A 17754-nucleotide genomic window follows, 5' to 3' on the forward strand; every position below is an offset into this window, starting at 1 on the left:
TTATGAACAAATCTATAGAAAAATCTAATATGTTAATATAAAAAAATCTTAAAATATTTTAATTTTTGATCCACTTCGATATTCCTTTAAAATATTATAAATTCGCTGTCTTAATTTTTCATTTAAAACACAATAATTTGGCAGCTAAAGAGAAAGTGGTGAAAGAAACGCCCTTAATGAAACAGTACAACGAAATCAAGAGAAAATATCCTGATGCATGTCTGCTTTTTAGAGTGGGTGATTTTTACGAAACCTTTGGAGAAGACGCTATTAGAGCATCAAAAATCCTTGGAATTACCCTGACCAAAAGAGGTGCGGGATCTGAAACCGAGACAGCTTTGGCTGGTTTTCCGCATCATTCTATTAATACTTATTTGCCAAAATTGGTTAAAGCGGGACTTCGTGTAGCGATTTGTGATCAGCTTGAAGATCCTAAAATGACCAAAACTATCGTGAAACGTGGCGTTACTGAACTGGTAACTCCGGGAGTTTCTTTAAATGATGAGGTTTTACAATCAAAAACAAACAACTTTTTAGCATCAGTTTATTTTGCTAATAAAAATATTGGAGTTTCTTTTCTGGACGTTTCAACCGGAGAATTCTTAACAGCTCAGGGAAATGCAGAATATATAGATAAATTATTGCAGAATTTTAACCCAAGCGAAATTCTGGTTCCTAAAAATAATAAGGGAGATTTTAAAGCTTCTTTTGGAGAAGATTTTCATACTTTTTATCTGGAGGACTGGATCTATAAAGAAGATTATGCTTTAGAAACCCTGACTAAACATTTTCAGACCGTTTCTTTAAAAGGTTTTGGAATAGAAGAATTAAAAGAAGGGATTATTGCTTCAGGAGCGATCTTGTATTATTTGTCCGAGACACAGCATAATCGTGTACAGCATATTACCGCGATTCAGCGTATTGCCGAAGATGCTTACGTATGGATGGATCGTTTCACGATTAGAAACTTAGAATTATATCATAGTTATAATCCAAATGCAGTAACGCTTTTAGATGTTATCGACAGAACGCTTTCGCCAATGGGAGGTCGTTTGTTGAAACGTTGGCTGGCTTTACCATTAAAAGATAGTAATAAAATAAAAGGACGTCACGATGTGGTTTCTTATCTGAAATCAAATTCTGAAGTTTTATATAATATCCAGTATCAAATTAAGCAAATTTCAGATTTAGAGCGTTTGATTTCTAAAATCGCTGCAGGAAAAGTTTCACCGAGAGAAATTGTTTATTTAAAAGAATCCCTGGATGCGATTATCCCAATTAAAACTCTGGCATTGGCAAGTCCGCAGGAAGCTGTAAAAGTTATTGGGGATAGTTTGCATGCTTGTGATTTATTGAGAGAGAAGATTAAGACGACATTAAATCAGGATGCGCCTGTTGCTATTGCAAAAGGAAATGCAATTGCAAGAGGTATTAGTGAAGAACTAGATGATTTACGTGATATTTCAACTTCTGGGAAAGAATATCTGGAAGGAATCGAAAAAAGAGAATCAGAAAGAACAGGAATTTCTTCTTTAAAAATATCCTTCAATAATGTTTTTGGATATTATATTGAAGTAAGAAATACGCATAAAGATAAAGTACCTACAGAATGGATTCGTAAACAAACTCTTGTAAATGCCGAACGTTATATTACGGAGGAATTAAAAGAATACGAAACGAAAATTCTGGGTGCCGAAGAGAAAATTCATAAAATCGAATCAGAGCTTTTTGAGCAATTAGTAGCCTGGATTGCGACTTACATCAAGCCCGTTCAAATGAATGCTAATTTGATAGCGCAATTAGATTGTTTGTGTTCGTTTACGCAATTGGCTGTTGAGAATAAATACGTTTGTCCTGAAATTGATGAAACATTCGAACTCGAAATCAAAAACGGTAGGCATCCTGTTATCGAAAAACAATTGCCGGTAGGAACGCCTTATATTGCCAACGATGTTTATTTAGACAGAGAAACGCAGCAAATTATAATGATTACCGGTCCCAACATGTCGGGTAAGTCGGCTATTTTAAGACAAACCGCTTTAATTGTGTTATTGGCTCAAATGGGAAGTTTTGTTCCGGCTGATAGCGTGAGAATGGGAATTGTAGATAAAATCTTTACCAGAGTAGGAGCGTCGGATAATATCTCGATGGGAGAATCTACTTTTATGGTTGAGATGAATGAAACGGCTTCTATTTTGAATAATATTTCAGACCGCAGTTTGGTGCTGTTAGATGAAATTGGTAGAGGAACCAGTACTTATGACGGAATCTCTATTGCCTGGGCGATTGCCGAGTTTTTACACGAGCATCCGGGAAAACCTAAAACTTTGTTTGCTACGCATTATCATGAGTTGAATGAAATGACGGAATCATTACCGAGAATTCAGAATTATAATGTTGCGGTAAAAGAATTAAAAGATACTGTTCTTTTTATCAGAAAGCTGGTAAAAGGAGGAAGTGCGCATAGTTTTGGAATTCACGTTGCAAAAATGGCGGGAATGCCTCAAATTGTAATTTTGAAAGCGCAAAAGCTGTTGAAAAAATTAGAAAAGAATCATTCAAGCGATGCGCTAAACGGAATAAAAGAAGCTAGTGACGAAATGCAAATGAGTTTCTTTAATTTGGATGATCCTTTGCTGGAAGAAATAAAAGAAGAGATCATGAGTCTTGATATAAATGCGATAACACCAGTCGAAGCATTGATGAAGCTTAACGAGATTAAAAGAATGTTGGTTAAAAAATAATTTCAGATTTAAAGTTTAGGTTATCAGAAAGTTATAAAATAAGCATAATTTTTTTTCAAAAAACGCTTGTGTAATTGAATAAATGTCCTAAATTTGCACTCGCAATACAGAACAAGTCAAGTATTGTAGTTCTTACAAGAATTTGAAATGCGAAAATAGCTCAGTTGGTAGAGCGCGACCTTGCCAAGGTCGAGGTCGCGGGTTCGAGCCCCGTTTTTCGCTCAACATCATATAATGCTCGGATGGTGAAATTGGTAGACACGCTGGACTTAAAATCCAGTGAACAGCAATGTTCGTGCGGGTTCAAGTCCCGCTCTGAGTACTAAAGCCTCTTCTTTTGAAGAGGCTTTTTTTATTGTGGGAATTTAAAGGTTTTAAGGGGTTGATCCTAAAACCTGTGGATATAGAAAAAATTACCACGGAGAACGCAAAGTTTTTTAAATATACTAAGTTTAGAAAAAAAAAACACAAAGTTCACAAAGCTTTGTGGACTTTGATTGTGTAAACACTACTTAAGTCTTAGTGAACTTTGTGAAAAACCTTTGTGTTCTCTGCGTTAAAAAATAATTAGGGAATATAAAATTTTTAATGTTTTTTCATAACATTCAGTGTTGATGCGTTCTAAGTTTTTGAGTTTCTGAGTTTTTTTGCGAAATTTTGCGTAATGATTAAAAGTGCTGTTTGTTTCGAAGATTTCTTTTTTGAAATGAGAGAAAAAAAATTTTTTTTTTTTAAAAAAAACTTGATATTGAGTTTCGGTATGTAAAGCTTTGCGGTCTTCAATTGTGTAATAAAGCTTAAATCTTGATGAACTCTGCGAATCCTGATAGCTATCGGGATTGTGTTCTCTGTGGTAAAAAAAAAGGAGCGTAAAATTTAATATTTCTCCTTAATATTTGTGGTTGGTTTTGAGATTCTAAGCGGTCTAAAATCTAAAATTCTAATAAATCTAAAATCAACAATCTAAAATCTAAAAGAATAAATGGGTGCTTTCGTAATTAGTAAAAGGTTCAACGACGAGTATAAATTCGTATTTACTTCGAGGAAGGGTAAAGTGATCTTTACGAGTTTGAGTTATGAATTGAAGTTTGAGGGTGAGGAGGATATTGAAAAGTTTAAAGCGAATATAGATCAGGCCAGGTTTTTGAAATTTAAAGGCTCTGGAGGAAAGTATTTCTTTAAGTTGATGTTGGGTGAGGTTCACTTTGCAACAAGTCGTAAATATACTACTGAGCTGCTTTTGCAAAAGGGAATAAAAGAAATTGTGACGTACGGTGCAAGATCTGAAATTTTGGACTTCTCATCAAGCGAATCGATTTTTGAAGATGAGGTTGTCGAGGAAGAAGTTGAAGAGGAAATTTAGAAATAAAAAAAAGCGATCACTAAGTGGTCGCTTTTTTTATTGTTGAATGATTAATTGGAAAATTAATCATAAAAAAAACCATCTCAAGGATGGTTTTAAAATTTTTAGAACTTAGGTTCTAATTATTTTTTTACTTCTTCTACTTTAGCAGCAGCAGAATCAACTTTAGCAGCAGCAGAATCAACAGTTGCAGCAGCAGAATCAACTACAGCAGCAGCAGAATCAACAGCAACAGCAGTAGAATCTACAGACTCAGTAGCTGCAGCATCAGCTTTTTTACAAGAAACAACAGTTAAAACAGCAACAACAGCTAAACTTAAAAATACTTTTTTCATCTTACTTTATTATAAAAGGTTAATTATTAATTCGTGGCAAAGATATAAATTTTTTAATATGTAAAATATTTTTTTATTTTTTTTTTAAAATATTTTCATTGCTCACGATTATCTTAGTTATCAAATAATATGCCACAATGCCAAAATTATGTTATATTGTTGTATTTTTCGAATAAATTATTTTTTGTTGAATATTCAATAAGAGAATTGGCTGTTTCTATTCTCTTCCTTGCAGTTTATTTTGTTTTTGATTCATTATTTGATAAGCTGAAAAAGCGAAAAAGAGCCTGTTTAAGCTCTTTTATAAATAATAACGACAGTAAATACTATATTGTTTGAATAAATCGTTTAAGAAACGATATTCATAATGGTATTTGTTGCTCCTGTATTATCCTGAATATAAGATTTGCAAATGCTGCTTTTTTCTTCAAAGAAATTATTATCATTAAGCAAACGATCCAGGTTTTCTTTCAACTCATTGCTGTTAGAAATTACAATACATCCTTGAAGCGCAACCAATTGAACTGCTTCTGCAAAATTGGAGTAATTTGGGCCAATTACAATCGGGATTCCAAATGTTGCAGGTTCAAGAATATTATGAATTCCCGGATTTCCAAAACCTCCGCCAACATAAGCTATCGTTCCGTAGCTGTAAATTTTAGTCAATAACCCGATTGTATCTATAATAAAGACGTTGTATGTGAATAGGTCTTGATTTTCTTTTTCGGAAAATAATACAGTCGATTTTGAGATTTGACTTTTTAAACTCGCTATTTGATCTGCTTTAATGTTATGAGGAGCGATAATAAATTTTACATGGTCCGGCGCCTGATTAATATATTCCGCTAATAGAGCTTCGTCTTTTGGCCAGGAGCTCCCTATCACTATGGTAGGCGAGTTGTTTTTGAAGTTTTCGATGAAATCAAGTGTATTGTCTCTTTTTAAAATAGCATTGACGCGATCAAAACGAGTGTCGCCGGAAACAATAACATTCTGAAATCCTATCGCTTCAATTTTTTGTTTCGAACTTTCATTCTGAACAAAGAAATAGGTAAATGCCTTTAATGCTTTTCTGTAAAAGCCACCATACCATTTAAAGAACATCTGATTGTCTCTGAAAATTCCCGAAATTAAATATGTAGGTGTTTTGCTTGTTTCCAGTTCTTTTAGATAGTTGAGCCAAAATTCGTATTTAATAAAAAAGGCTAATTCCGGGTGTACTAATTTCAAAAATTTCTTCGCATTGCTTTTAGTGTCTAACGGAAGGTATACAGTTACATCGGCAACTGTGTTATTTTTACGCACTTCGTAACCTGAAGGGGAGAAAAAAGTAACAATGATTTTGTGGTTTGGATATTTTTCTTTGATTTTTTCGATTACCGGTAAACCTTGCTCGTATTCGCCAAGTGAGGCCGAATGAAACCAAATCGTTTTATCTGAGGGTTTTATTTTTTCCTGTAAAATAGAAAAAACATTTTTCCTACCCTCCACAAAAAGTTTAATTTTCGGACTAAAAAGCGCTACAATTTTCAGAAAAAACCCCGCAATAGAAATAACTAAATTATATAGAAAAAGCATCTGTTTATTTTTGTGGCTAAATTACGCTTCTTTCGATTATTTTCATTGGTTTGAAGGTATTAAATAACTATTTTTGTTCCTCCTTTTAGAGATTCTGATTACAAAACAGGTCTTTAATTTTAAAATATATTGAAAATGAAAAAAATTCAAATGGTTGACTTAAAAAGTCAATACGAAAAAATAAAAACTACCGTTGATGCTTCTATTCAGGAAGTTTTAGATACAAATACTTATATAAACGGACCTTTAGTACATCAATTTCAAAAAAATCTTGAAGATTATTTGGGAGCAAAACACGTAATTCCTTGTGCAAACGGGACGGATGCTTTGCAGATTGCTATGATGGGATTAGATTTAAAACCGGGCGATGAGGTAATTACAGCCGATTTTACTTTTGCTGCAACTGTTGAGGTTATTGCTTTATTGCAACTAACGCCAGTTTTGGTTGATGTTGATATCACAAATATGAACATCGATATCGAAGCTGTTAAAAAAGCAATCACACCAAAAACTAAAGCAATTGTTCCGGTACATTTATTTGGACGCGCTGCCAATATGGATGCGATTATGGAAATTGCGGCTGAACATAACTTATATGTAATCGAAGATAATGCACAAGCCATTGGAGCCGATTATATTTCAAAATCAGGAACAAAAAGCAAAGTAGGAGTAATTGGTCACGTGGCTGCAACTTCATTCTTTCCATCTAAAAACTTAGGTTGTTATGGAGATGGAGGAGCAATCTTCACAAATGATGATAAATTGGCACACATTATCCGCGGAATTGTAAATCACGGAATGTACGAGCGTTATCATCATGATGTTGTAGGTGTAAATTCACGTTTAGACAGTATTCAGGCTGGAGTTTTAAATGCTAAATTGCCTTTATTAGACGAATATAATGCAGCACGTCGTTTGGCAGCTACAAAATACAATGCAGCTTTTGCCGGAAATGCGCATATCATTACGCCGGAATTTGATGCAAACGAAAATGATCACGTTTTTCATCAATATGTATTGAGAATTATCGATGCAGACAGAAATGCTTTATTGCAGCATTTGCAGGATAAGCAAATTCCATGTGCTATTTATTACCCAATTCCGTTGCATTCTCAAAAAGCATATGTTGATCCTCGTTATAAAGAAGAGCAATTTCCGGTTACCAATCAATTGGTGCAAGAAGTTATTGCCTTGCCAATGCATACAGAATTGGATGATGAGCAGATTAAATTTATTACAGATTCTGTTTTAGAATTTTTGAATAAGTAATTATGAGAAGTTTACGTGTTTTAATTTTGATGGTTTTGGTTTCCTTTTCTGCTTTTGCTCAAAAATCGAATACGAAAGATGAAACCGTTATTACTAATCAGGTTGAAATTTTACGTAAAGCGATGATCGATGCTGATGGGGCGAAATTAAAAGCATTAACCTCTGATAAATTGACTTATGTTCATTCGAATGGTAATTTTCAAAACCAGGCAGAATTTATAGACGGAATCGTAAGCGGAAAATCTGATTTCGTTACTATAGAGTTTCAAAACCAAACAATATCGATTCAGAATGATGTGGCGATAGTGCGACATGTTTTGTCTGCTCATACTAAAGATGACGGAATCGACAGAGATATTAAAATAGGAATAATGCTTGTTTGGCAAAAGCAAAAACAGAACTGGATTTTGATTGCCAGACAAGCTTACAAATTAACTACATAATAAAAACAACCACAAAATGAAAGTATTAGTAACAGGAGGATTAGGATTTATTGGTTCTCACACCGTAGTCGAATTGCAAAATGAAGGCTTTGAAGTAGTGATAATTGATAATCTTTCGAACTCTTCAGAAGATGTTTTAAAAGGAATTACAGCCATTACAGGAAAAACGCCTTTATTCGAAAAATTAGATTTAAGAGAAAAAGCATCGGTTCAGGATTTTTTTAAAAAACACAATGATGTTACCGGAGTAATTCATTTTGCAGCTTCAAAAGCGGTGGGAGAAAGTGTAGAGCAACCTTTATTATATTATGAAAACAATATTGCTTCGCTAGTTTATTTGCTGCAGGAATTACAGCAAAAACCAGAGGCGAGTTTTATTTTTAGTTCTTCTTGTACAGTTTACGGTCAAGCCGAAAAAATGCCAATTACAGAAGATGCTCCTGTACAAGCTGCAATGTCTCCTTACGGAAACACAAAGCAAATAGGAGAAGAAATTATTACAGATACGGCTAAGGTTACTAATATTAGCGCTATTTTATTGCGTTATTTTAATCCGGTTGGAGCACATTCAAGTACCGAAATTGGAGAATTGCCATTGGGAGTTCCTCAGAATTTAGTGCCTTTTATAACTCAAACAGGTGTTGGTTTGCGTAAAGAATTATCTGTTTTTGGAGATGACTATCCAACTCCTGACGGAACTGCCGTTCGTGATTATATTCACGTAGTAGATTTAGCAAAAGCACACGTTATTGCATTACAGCGTTTATTCAATAAAAAGAATTTACAAAAAGTAGAAACCTTCAATTTAGGAACCGGAAAAGGAAGTTCAGTTCTGGAAGTAATTCATAGTTTCGAAAAAGTAAGCGACAAAAAATTACCATACACAATTAAGCCTCGTCGTGAAGGAGATATCACCGAAGCGTATGCAAATACAGATAAAGCAAATGACGTTTTGGGCTGGAAAGCACAATTAAGCCTAGACGAAGCCATGGCAAGCGCCTGGAAATGGGAACAAAAAGTTCGTTCGTAAAAAAATAAATATTTATAAAGATATATTGTAGAGACGCACAGCAGTGCGTCTTCCTCGTAGTAAAGAAATCCCAATTGATCAATTTAGATTAGTTGGGATTTTATTTTAATTTGTTTTATAATTTTGTAAGATTAAAAATACAGGAATTATGGATCTGGGAAAAGAAAACAAAAAGAATGCTTTTGACTTTGATGTAGAATTTGCAAGAGGATTAACTTCAGAAGAACTAAAAGCGGAATCAATTAAAAGAATCAGAGAATGGTGGGAAAAGATAAAATTGCAAAACCAGGAATAGATCGCGAGACGTTTGATTTTGATAAGGAGTTTAAAAAAGGTTTAACACCTAAAGAATTTAAGGATGAAATGGCTAAAAGAATAAAAATGTATCCTTGGAAATAATTTCAAATAAATAATAAGCAAAATCCTCATGAATAAATATATTTATGAGGATTTTGTTTATTGTCATTGTAGAGGCGCACAGCAGTGCGTCTTACGTCTTCTAAATCTATAATTATAAACGTTGTGTAGACGCACTGCAGTGCGTCTCTACGATATACATTGTCTATAAAAAACATAACTACAAACAAAAAAAATCCTCATAAACATTTCGTTATGAGGATTTTTTATAAATATAGTTTTTAAACTGAAAACTGCGACCGAAAACTGAATACTAATTAAGCATTCGCAGTAACCGCTTCTTTGTCAATTTTATTAATCAAACCTGCTAACACTTTTCCAGGACCAACTTCAGTAAACAAAGTAGCGCCATCAGCGATCATTTGTTGTACAGATTGAGTCCATTTTACAGGAGCAGTTAATTGTATAATTAAGTTCTTTTTGATTTCGTTTGCATCAGAAACTGCATTTGCAGTAACGTTTTGATATACTGGGCAAATAGGAGCAGAGAAAGTCGTTGCTTCAATTGCAGCTGCTAATTCTTCTCTTGCTGGCTCCATCATTGGTGAGTGAAAAGCTCCTCCAACAGGTAAAATTAATGCACGTTTTGCTCCGGCAGCTTTCATCGCTTCGCAAGCTTTTTCAACTGCTGTAGTTTCTCCTGAAATAACTAATTGTCCTGGGCAATTGTAGTTGGCAGCAACAACAATTCCGTCGATAGAAGCACAAACTTCTTCTACGATATTATCAGCTAAACCTAACACGGCAGCCATTGTAGACGGAGTAATTTCGCATGCTTTTTGCATCGCAAGAGCACGTTGAGAAACTAATTTCAAACCATCTTCAAAAGATAAAGTTCCGTTAGCAACCAAGGCCGAAAATTCTCCTAAAGAATGTCCTGCAACCATTTCTGGTTTAAAATCTTCGCCTAAAGTTTTCGCTAAAATAACCGAGTGTAAAAAAACAGCCGGCTGAGTTACTTTGGTTTCTTTTAGTTCTTCGGCAGTACCTTCGAACATGATATCTGTAATTCTGAAACCTAAAATTTCATTGGCTTTTTCGAATAATTCTTTGGCTAAAGCCGAACTTTCATATAAGTCTTTGCCCATTCCTGTAAACTGTGCGCCCTGACCCGGAAATACGTATGCTTTCATTTCTCTAATTTAAAGTTGAATTTTTTTAAATTGAAAATTAGTTTCAATTGAAAGGCAAAAATAACACTTTTTTATTTCGTATAATCCTTAAACATGTAAATCCATGCTAATCTTGAAAATCGGAGATTGAATGAAGTAAGTATGATAATGACAACCGCAATAATAGGAATGATTCTTAAATCGAAATTTTTTTCGAAGAAAAACTGTGCGATGCAATACGTGGCGATTCCCTGAGCGACTGTTAATCCGTAGTTTACATACATGGCGCCAAAGAAATAACCAGGTTCTTTCTGGAACTTATAATGGCAATGACTACAGTATTCATTCATCTTTGGAAGACCGAAAGTCAAAAAAATACTTTTGTCTTTAAATACTTTTCCTTTATGACAAATAGGACATTCGTTACTTAAAATATGAGTTAATGCACTTGACATGATCTTGTTGTTTTTTATTTATACAAAGGTAATTTGGAATCTATTAAAAGTCTTTTTTATATCTTCGCTACTTATAGCACAATAAAGACATTTTGGGATTAAAATTCCAATAAAAAAAATCCAAATTCCAAAATTGAAATTCCAAATTCCAAAAAATCTAAAATCTAAAATCTGCAATCTAAAATCTAACCTCGTATGAAAAGATATCCCGTTTATAGTGTTCAGAATTTTAGCTGTAATGACATTCATCGAGATTTTTACGTAAATACATTCAAGGAGCATTTAAAAAGTCACAGTTTTGTCGAAGAGCCGCATCGTCACGATTCGTATTTAATGGTGTTTTTTACCAAAGGTTCAGGACAACATGAAGTCGATTTTGATCAATTCGAAATCAAAAAAGGAAGTTTGTTTGTGTTGCAGCCCGGGCAAATGCATCATTGGAGTTTGTCTGAAGATATAGAGGGCTTTGTAATCATTTTTTCGCAGGAATTATATAATCTGTATTTCGGGCAGAAAAACATCAACGAGTATAACTTTTATCATTCGATTCACAATCGGCCGGAAATGGTTTTTGAAGAAAATCAAATCCCAAAGATTCAGCCTTATTTTGATTTATTAATTCAGGAAAATAATCAGGAGAACAAATATCAACTCGATAAAATGCTGAATTTGTTAGACTGTATTCACATCGAAATTGCGCGTAAATACAACGAAACCTATTCGCATCAAACGCATTCGTATAATATTAAAATCGATAAGTTCGAAATACTTTTGGAACAATATTTCACAGAAGAAAAACTGCCCTCTTTTTACGCCGAAAAATTAAATATCACATTAAAACACTTAAACAGAATCTGCAATGAAATTCTGCAAAAAACAGCAACCGAAGTCATTACAGATCGCGTAGTTTTGGAAATAAAAAGAATGCTCATTGACAAACAATTAGCAGTAAACGAAGTGGCCTTCAAAGTAGGTTACGAAGATTACTCGTATTTCTCGCGATTCTTCAAAAAACAAACCGGATTGTCTCCCACAGAATTTCGAAATGTAAAATGAGGGGCTTCGACTTCGCTCAGCCTGACACACGAAACTCTTAAGTATACGATTGTCAGGCTGAGCGAAGTCGAAGCCCTCGTTCCAAAAAAAAATCCTGCACTTCCTAAAAAGTACAGGATTTTAAACCAACCAAATTAAATTCTATTATTGTCGGATTAAGCTTGTTTTACAAATTGTAATTCAATGTTTAATTTTACTTCTTCGCCTACTAAAACACCACCAGTTTCAAGAGCAGAGTTCCAGTTTAAACCCCAGTCTTTACGATTTATTTTTCCTTCTATGCTTAAACCTACTTTTGTATTTCCCCAAGGATCAGTCAGGATTCCGCTATATTCTACAGGAAAAGTTACGGTTTTAGAAACACCTTTAATGTTTAAATCTCCAGTGATTTCATAGCTTCCAGAATTAATTTTTTTGAATGATGAAGCTTTGAAAGTTAATTTTGGATGATTTTCTACATCAAAAAAGTCACCACTTCTTAAATGTCCGTCTCTGTCTGCGTTTGCAGTATCGACAGAAGCGATATCAGCAGAAAATTCGATAGCTGCATTTTCAAAGTTGTCTCCGTCTGTAGTAATTGTAGCGTCGTATGTTCCAAATTTTCCTGAAACATTTGTAAACATCATGTGTTTAACTTTAAAACCAATTTCTGAATGTGTTGGGTCAATTGACCATTTTGTAGTTGCCATAATTTTTATTTTTAAATAATTAATTTCATTTTGATAGGACAAAGTTACGTCCGTAGTACTCGAAACACACTTAACCTAGATTAAGAAATGAAAAATGTGATTTTTATTTTTTTAAATTGATTATCTTAAAAATACAATTCTCATGTAGATTAAAATTATCCTTTAGGAAAAGTTTAGTAAAAAAAGAAACGATAATAATCTGAATATCAACTTATATATCGTTTCTTGAGAAAAAAATATTAATTGTAATCTTTGAATTAATAGTTCATCGGAATATCCATCAATAAAAATTCAGCATCAGTATTTGCTAGAATGTTCAAAGTATCAGTTCCTGAAATTCCAACTGCATCACGAGTGTTTAATTCCTGACCGTTGATGGTAACATTTCCTTTTAATATGAAAGCATAAACTCCGTTTCCTTCTTTTTTGATTTTATATTCAGTAGATACACCTGAGTCAAAATTACCCATGTTAAACCAGGCATCCTGATGAATCCAAACTCCCTCATCGTCAGCATTTGGAGATAAAATTTGAGCTAATTTATTGTGTCTGTCCGCAACATTCAAAGTTATTTGTTGGTAACGAGGATCTACATTTCTTTTGTTTGGAAACAACCAGATTTGCAATAATTTAGTTTGCTGATCTGCATTTGGGTTAAACTCACTATGTTGAACTCCAGTTCCTGCACTCATCACCTGAATATCACCATTTTTGATGATTTCAGTATTTCCCATACTGTCTTTGTGCGCTAAATCTCCTTCAAGCGGAATCGTAATGATTTCCATATTATCATGAGGATGAGTTCCAAAACCCATTCCGCCAGCGATTGTGTCATCGTTCAAAACACGAAGAGCTCCAAACTGAATTCTTTCAGGGTTGTACCAGCTTGCAAAACTAAAGCTATGATAAGCGTTAAGCCATCCGTGATTTGCGTTTCCTCTTGTTTCTGCTTTGTGTAATACTATATTTTCCATGATGATATGTGTTTTGTTATTTTTATAGTACAAAGTTACCACCAAGGTCAATGAAAGGCACTTAACCTAGATTAAGAAAAAAGATGCTAAGGTTCTGAGGAGCTAAGAGGCTAAGGTTTTTCTGGAGCAGAAATTTTGGTTTTCAAAAGACCTCTGGTCCCGCTATTCCTTCCAATCTTTTATGTCCGCCGCGGCGGACACAAAAGGATTTCCAGTGCTATCGGGGCTAAATTAGAAGTTTTGTTTTTATAAGATGTATCGATGCAAAGCGACAAAGTAACCACGTGGCTTTGTCATCTCGACGAAGGAGAGATCTCCACAAGTAACTCCGCACAGTAAGTCGCTAATCTTTACAGAGCTTCTCGCGAAGATCTCTCCTTCGTCGAGATGACAAGATTATGCTGAGATAATTATATTGAAAGGGAAATAAAACGTTTTGTGACTTCGCGGGATCAAAAGAAACTAAATTACTTAATTTTAATCAATTTTCCTTTTCCAACGACTTCATCAATATAATTCACAGTCGAACTTTGCTTATCATGCATGTAAAATAAAACAGTGTCTTTTTTGATTTGATCTTTTGGAATGCTTATGATTAAATCTCTATTGATAAAATTATCCAATAATATTACATTACCATAAGAGATTTTTCCTTTTGGCAGATATTTGTTGTCAAACACAAAAACACTATCGCTAAAAGTAATTTTATCTTTTTGAACGTAGACATTGTCATCTTCTATTAAATAATTATAACGGCCAGTAAGTTTGTCTGTTTGCTGGTTTGGAGTAATAAAAAACAGCGTTATTATTAAAGTCAGGTATTTCATAATCTTTTAGCTATATTGATTTATAAACTGCTGAACCACCGCATCTGTATTCTCATGTCGTCTTTTCTTCTCCAATGCGATTGGCGGTGCAGCTCTTTCGAAACAATCTTTTACATCGCAGGTTTCGCAGGTAACACCCACAATTCTTTTTACCAAAGGTTTGCCTTCGATAAATTTGAATTTCTTTTTCATTGCCGGAGTAATCAGGATTCCAACAGAAATGCTACGTATATTATGTTCAATAAAAGGATCTTTTGTTGCTGACGAAAAAACCAAATATTCATTGCCACTATGTGCATAGCTTGAAATTTGAGCATCAAAAAAATGAGGTTTATTTTGTTTAATGGCTTCGTCAATCGTTTTTACCGAAACCCATCTTCTGCAGTAATGTTCATCGGTTTCGTTGGCATGCGGTTCTTGCTGATTGGTAATGTGTAATTCTTTTTTGATTTGATATTTATCAGAACCAATTTTATGGGACATTCTTAAAAAGAACAAGTTTTTAAGATGAAAATCCTTTGGCAATAAATTCGTCAGTCTCTGGTAGAAAGATTCTGGCGAAACTTCAAAACTCTCAATTAGTGATACAAATTCTTCAGGATTAGGTTTTTCGTTGTTTAAGAAATCATTGATTTTGCTGGCAACCAATTGTCTTGGCAATAACAAAGCTCCCGCAAAATACGAAGCATAAAAGTTGTGCAGAACCTGATCGAAATTTTCGAACTTAATCCAGCTAAAAGTGAGTAAGCGGTCCGAAATTTTCAAATAATTATAGGCAATTTCTTTGGCTAAAATAAAAGCTTTCTGCGGATTATCTAGTTCTGTAGAGAGTAATAATGTTTTGCTTTTAGGAACATAAATAGAGCGTAAATCCCCCAACGCTTCCTGTTCAGAAAATATGATTTCTTTTATTTTATAATCGTATTCTTCTTTTAATATAGCTTCTAATTCTTCGATAGTTACTTTAGAATCTAAATTGATTTGAAATGATTTCGAAAAAGAAATGACCTTTTCTTCCAGATCCTCAAAATAATTATTGTGTGCTTCCTGATACGATCGTAAAGCGGCCAAAAAGAAACTTTCACGACTTAAATTATAGTGCTGCGCAATTTCGATAATCGTACTAATAAACGCATTGACCTTGGCTGGTGCATTGGCAATAATATCAATTAAATCAGCTTCCTGAATCCCGAAAAGCTCTAACGGAATTTCTTTTAAAATGCCAGATTTCAGGATTTCACCAATCGGAGCGAGATTATTATCAAGTTTTAAAGACACCATTTGGTCATAACTTGTTTCTAAATGTTCGCACAGAAGTAAAATTTTATCTGTTTTTGGATATTTTTTTCCCTTTTCAATCTCGTTTAAGTATGATTTTGAAAGATTGGTCAATTTGGCTAAGCCAAAAAGAGAAAGATTTTTTTGCGTTCTGACTTGCTTGAGTTTTAGCCCAAAGATCAGCTTTATATAGTCTTTTTCGATATCCATGTATCAAATATAGTCATATTAAAAATAATCGCCAAAAAATTATTTTTAATATTTAGCGAACGTTCGCTTGTTTTGTAAAAAACTTTTTTCTAATATTGTGGTGTAGAAAATATTATATATCAGGTCGTTATGATTTTAATTCTTGAAAAAGATATAGTCGGTTTGATTATTACTAATTAAAATAAAATCCACAGCTATGAAAAACCAATCAGAAATTACCGAGACGGCAATGGAATTTTTAGCCGAAAAGAAACTTTCTTATCCAAAGATCTGGACCGAAGAAGCAATTGTTTTTATAACCGAATTGCATCGAAAATTCGAATCGCAACGAAAACTGTTATTGTTGCAACGCGAGCAAAAACAAACTGCTTTTGATCAGGGCGTCATGCCGGTTTTTACACCAGAAACTAAAAGTGTCAGAGAAAGTAATTGGACGGCTGGAGTGATTCCGAAAGATTTGTTAGATCGTAGAGTAGAGATTACCGGACCAGTTGATCGTAAAATGATTATCAATGCATTGAATTCCGGAGCAAAAACTTTTATGGCCGATTTTGAAGACAGTACTTCACCAACCTGGCAAAATTTGATGGAAGGTCAAATGAATTTAATCGATGCTGTAAACAAAACCATTACATATACCGATTTGGTGAAGCAAAAGTCCTATCATTTGAATGAAAAAATTGCTACGCTAATTGTACGTCCGAGAGGTTTGCATTTGCCGGAAAAACATCTTTTGATTGAAGGAAAAGAGGTTTCAGGTTCTTTGGTAGATTTTGGATTGTATGTTTTTCATAACCATAAAAGGCTTTTAGAAAATAATTCAGGACCGTATTTCTATATTCCAAAATTAGAGCATTATCTCGAAGCCCGCTGGTGGAATAATGTAATTGATTTTACCGAGGATTATTTAAAGCTGGAAAGAGGAACGATAAAAGTGACGGTTTTAATTGAAACTATTACGGCAAGTTTTCAGTTGGATGAAATTATTTATGAATTGAAAGAACATATCGTAGGCTTGAATTGCGGACGTTGGGATTATATTTTTTCTTACATCAAAAAGTTCAGAAAAAACCCAAAGTTTATCGTTCCGGATCGCGATCAGGTAAACATGACTTCGCCTTTTATGAATGCATATTCGAATCTGGTAATTCAGAGATGTCATAAACGCGGCATTCATGCGATTGGCGGTATGGCGGCTCAGATTCCGATTAAAAATAATGAAGAAGCGAATGCGGTCGCTTTTGCAAAAGTAAAAGCAGACAAAGAACGCGAAGTTCGAAACGGCCATGACGGAACCTGGGTTGCACATCCGGATTTGGTGGTAATTGCAAAGGAAATTTTTGATAAAGGAATGCCAACTCCCAATCAGATTCATATAAAAAGGGAACATCGAAAAATTACAGAAACAGATTTAATTGAACCACCAATTGGAATCATCACTGAAAATGGTGTTCGAAAAAACATCAACGTAGGAGTTTTGTATCTGGCTTCATGGCTCAACGGACAAGGCGCGGCAGCTTTACATAACCTGATGGAAGATGCAGCAACAGCTGAAATTTCGAGATCGCAATTGTGGCAATGGCTTCAGAATAAAGTGGTTTTGGATAATGGCAAAAGATTAGATCTGGCGTATTATCACGAATTGGCTTTAGATGAATTCCAAAAAATAAAAGACGAATTAGGAGAAGAAGTTCACGAAAAACGTCAATTTCCTTTGGCTGAAAAGGTTTTAGAGAGATTGGTTATAAATTCTGATTTTGTTGACTTTTTGACGATTCCATGTTACAAATACCTATAAGGAATTAAAAATTTAGAATTAAAAATTAAAAATCTGCGGTATCTGCGATATCTACGGGCGAGTAATTTTTTCACGCAGATTTTGCAGATCAGGCAGATAAATTGAGAATAAAAAAAATCAGCGAATGATTTTAAGCACCTAGAAACATAGATTAAAATGTGAATAAAAAGAGTTTT

Annotated in this window: 16 protein-coding genes and 2 tRNA genes; 10 read left to right on the top strand and 8 right to left on the bottom strand. The window is 34.0% G+C overall.

Going from position 1 to position 17754, the window contains the following annotated elements; genetic code table 11:
- The first annotated feature begins 137 nt into the window (after window positions 1–137).
- From mutS to ACIDC4_RS21450, 4 genes are all read left to right on the top strand, one after another.
- Entirely contained in the window at window positions 138–2744 is a 2607-nt protein-coding gene (mutS, locus tag ACIDC4_RS21435; protein WP_412044661.1) for a DNA mismatch repair protein MutS, read from the top strand.
- A gap of 149 nt (window positions 2745–2893) precedes the next feature.
- Window positions 2894–2966 (top strand) — tRNA-Gly (locus tag ACIDC4_RS21440).
- 14 nt (window positions 2967–2980) lie between these two features.
- Window positions 2981–3066, top strand: a tRNA-Leu gene (locus ACIDC4_RS21445).
- Between the two features lie 660 nt (window positions 3067–3726).
- A complete protein-coding gene (locus ACIDC4_RS21450; protein WP_230035312.1) occupies window positions 3727–4107 on the top strand; it encodes a DUF1508 domain-containing protein in 381 nt (126 codons plus the stop codon).
- A gap of 122 nt (window positions 4108–4229) precedes the next feature.
- Here ACIDC4_RS21450 and ACIDC4_RS21455 read toward each other — a convergent pair whose 3' ends face one another.
- Both ACIDC4_RS21455 and ACIDC4_RS21460 read right to left on the bottom strand, forming a co-directional pair.
- A complete protein-coding gene (locus ACIDC4_RS21455) occupies window positions 4230–4442 on the bottom strand; it encodes a PG1828 family lipoprotein (RefSeq protein WP_055095081.1) in 213 nt (70 codons plus the stop codon).
- Between the two features lie 348 nt (window positions 4443–4790).
- Complete coding sequence (locus tag ACIDC4_RS21460) at window positions 4791–6020, bottom strand: 3-deoxy-D-manno-octulosonic acid transferase (protein WP_412044662.1); 1230 nt, start codon at window positions 6018–6020, stop codon at window positions 4791–4793.
- A 135-nt stretch (window positions 6021–6155) separates the two neighbouring features.
- Here ACIDC4_RS21460 and ACIDC4_RS21465 point away from each other — a divergent pair, with 135 nt between their 5' ends.
- The 4 genes from ACIDC4_RS21465 to ACIDC4_RS21480 all read left to right on the top strand — a co-directional run bounded on the left by ACIDC4_RS21465 (window position 6156) and on the right by ACIDC4_RS21480 (window position 9057).
- Window positions 6156–7289, top strand: coding sequence for a DegT/DnrJ/EryC1/StrS family aminotransferase (locus ACIDC4_RS21465; RefSeq protein ID WP_412044663.1), 1134 nt, complete (start codon window positions 6156–6158; stop codon window positions 7287–7289).
- Window positions 7290–7291: 2 nt separating this feature from the next.
- Window positions 7292–7732: a nuclear transport factor 2 family protein gene (locus ACIDC4_RS21470; protein WP_412044664.1), complete on the top strand. Its 441-nt coding sequence runs from the start codon at window positions 7292–7294 to the stop codon at window positions 7730–7732.
- 16 nt (window positions 7733–7748) lie between these two features.
- Complete coding sequence (gene galE, locus ACIDC4_RS21475) at window positions 7749–8762, top strand: UDP-glucose 4-epimerase GalE (protein WP_412044665.1); 1014 nt, start codon at window positions 7749–7751, stop codon at window positions 8760–8762.
- A gap of 148 nt (window positions 8763–8910) precedes the next feature.
- Complete coding sequence (locus tag ACIDC4_RS21480; RefSeq protein ID WP_412044666.1) at window positions 8911–9057, top strand: hypothetical protein; 147 nt, start codon at window positions 8911–8913, stop codon at window positions 9055–9057.
- A gap of 379 nt (window positions 9058–9436) precedes the next feature.
- On the opposite strand, the gene fabD is transcribed toward ACIDC4_RS21480, so the two are convergent.
- Both fabD and ACIDC4_RS21490 read right to left on the bottom strand, forming a co-directional pair.
- The gene (gene fabD, locus ACIDC4_RS21485) at window positions 9437–10312 is read right to left on the bottom strand and encodes an ACP S-malonyltransferase (protein ID WP_230035323.1); all 876 of its coding nucleotides are present in this window, start codon (window positions 10310–10312) and stop codon (window positions 9437–9439) included.
- A 71-nt stretch (window positions 10313–10383) separates the two neighbouring features.
- Entirely contained in the window at window positions 10384–10746 is a 363-nt protein-coding gene (locus tag ACIDC4_RS21490) for a DUF983 domain-containing protein (RefSeq protein WP_412044667.1), read from the bottom strand.
- Between the two features lie 195 nt (window positions 10747–10941).
- Between ACIDC4_RS21490 and ACIDC4_RS21495 the strand changes: the two genes are divergently transcribed.
- Window positions 10942–11802, top strand: a complete 861-nt coding sequence (locus ACIDC4_RS21495) for a helix-turn-helix domain-containing protein (RefSeq protein ID WP_412044668.1) — start codon at window positions 10942–10944, stop codon at window positions 11800–11802.
- 155 nt (window positions 11803–11957) lie between these two features.
- Here the strand turns inward: ACIDC4_RS21495 and ACIDC4_RS21500 are convergent, their stop codons facing one another.
- The 4 genes from ACIDC4_RS21500 to ACIDC4_RS21515 form a co-directional block, all read right to left on the bottom strand.
- Window positions 11958–12491: a YceI family protein gene (locus ACIDC4_RS21500; protein WP_065452105.1), complete on the bottom strand. Its 534-nt coding sequence runs from the start codon at window positions 12489–12491 to the stop codon at window positions 11958–11960.
- A 257-nt stretch (window positions 12492–12748) separates the two neighbouring features.
- Window positions 12749–13465 carry a pirin family protein gene (locus ACIDC4_RS21505; RefSeq protein WP_412044669.1) on the bottom strand — a complete coding sequence of 239 codons (717 nt, stop codon included), beginning with the start codon at window positions 13463–13465 and terminating at the stop codon, window positions 12749–12751.
- Between the two features lie 467 nt (window positions 13466–13932).
- Window positions 13933–14292, bottom strand: coding sequence for a hypothetical protein (locus tag ACIDC4_RS21510; RefSeq protein WP_412044670.1), 360 nt, complete (start codon window positions 14290–14292; stop codon window positions 13933–13935).
- Window positions 14293–14298: 6 nt separating this feature from the next.
- A complete protein-coding gene (locus tag ACIDC4_RS21515) occupies window positions 14299–15780 on the bottom strand; it encodes a helix-turn-helix domain-containing protein (RefSeq protein WP_412044671.1) in 1482 nt (493 codons plus the stop codon).
- A gap of 196 nt (window positions 15781–15976) precedes the next feature.
- Between ACIDC4_RS21515 and aceB the strand changes: the two genes are divergently transcribed.
- Entirely contained in the window at window positions 15977–17578 is a 1602-nt protein-coding gene (gene aceB / locus ACIDC4_RS21520; RefSeq protein WP_412044672.1) for a malate synthase A, read from the top strand.
- Window positions 17579–17754: the final 176 nt, after the last annotated feature.

The organism is Flavobacterium sp. C3NV (assembly GCF_046825355.2).
GTDB lineage: Bacteria > Bacteroidota > Bacteroidia > Flavobacteriales > Flavobacteriaceae > Flavobacterium.

What these genes read in the sequence shown, in the direction of transcription:
- ACIDC4_RS21480 (WP_412044666.1), top strand. Translation starts at nt 8,911, where the DNA reads ATGGATCTGGGAAAAGAAAACAAAAAGAATGCTTTTGACTTTGATGTA.
- ACIDC4_RS21460 (WP_412044662.1), bottom strand. Translation starts at nt 6,020, where the DNA reads ATGCTTTTTCTATATAATTTAGTTATTTCTATTGCGGGGTTTTTTCTG.
- ACIDC4_RS21450 (WP_230035312.1), top strand. Translation starts at nt 3,727, where the DNA reads ATGGGTGCTTTCGTAATTAGTAAAAGGTTCAACGACGAGTATAAATTC.
- fabD (WP_230035323.1), bottom strand. Translation starts at nt 10,312, where the DNA reads ATGAAAGCATACGTATTTCCGGGTCAGGGCGCACAGTTTACAGGAATG.
- ACIDC4_RS21455 (WP_055095081.1), bottom strand. Translation starts at nt 4,442, where the DNA reads ATGAAAAAAGTATTTTTAAGTTTAGCTGTTGTTGCTGTTTTAACTGTT.
- ACIDC4_RS21505 (WP_412044669.1), bottom strand. Translation starts at nt 13,465, where the DNA reads ATGGAAAATATAGTATTACACAAAGCAGAAACAAGAGGAAACGCAAAT.
- galE (WP_412044665.1), top strand. Translation starts at nt 7,749, where the DNA reads ATGAAAGTATTAGTAACAGGAGGATTAGGATTTATTGGTTCTCACACC.
- ACIDC4_RS21510 (WP_412044670.1), bottom strand. Translation starts at nt 14,292, where the DNA reads ATGAAATACCTGACTTTAATAATAACGCTGTTTTTTATTACTCCAAAC.
- ACIDC4_RS21500 (WP_065452105.1), bottom strand. Translation starts at nt 12,491, where the DNA reads ATGGCAACTACAAAATGGTCAATTGACCCAACACATTCAGAAATTGGT.
- ACIDC4_RS21470 (WP_412044664.1), top strand. Translation starts at nt 7,292, where the DNA reads ATGAGAAGTTTACGTGTTTTAATTTTGATGGTTTTGGTTTCCTTTTCT.
- ACIDC4_RS21490 (WP_412044667.1), bottom strand. Translation starts at nt 10,746, where the DNA reads ATGTCAAGTGCATTAACTCATATTTTAAGTAACGAATGTCCTATTTGT.
- aceB (WP_412044672.1), top strand. Translation starts at nt 15,977, where the DNA reads ATGAAAAACCAATCAGAAATTACCGAGACGGCAATGGAATTTTTAGCC.
- ACIDC4_RS21465 (WP_412044663.1), top strand. Translation starts at nt 6,156, where the DNA reads ATGAAAAAAATTCAAATGGTTGACTTAAAAAGTCAATACGAAAAAATA.
- ACIDC4_RS21515 (WP_412044671.1), bottom strand. Translation starts at nt 15,780, where the DNA reads ATGGATATCGAAAAAGACTATATAAAGCTGATCTTTGGGCTAAAACTC.
- ACIDC4_RS21495 (WP_412044668.1), top strand. Translation starts at nt 10,942, where the DNA reads ATGAAAAGATATCCCGTTTATAGTGTTCAGAATTTTAGCTGTAATGAC.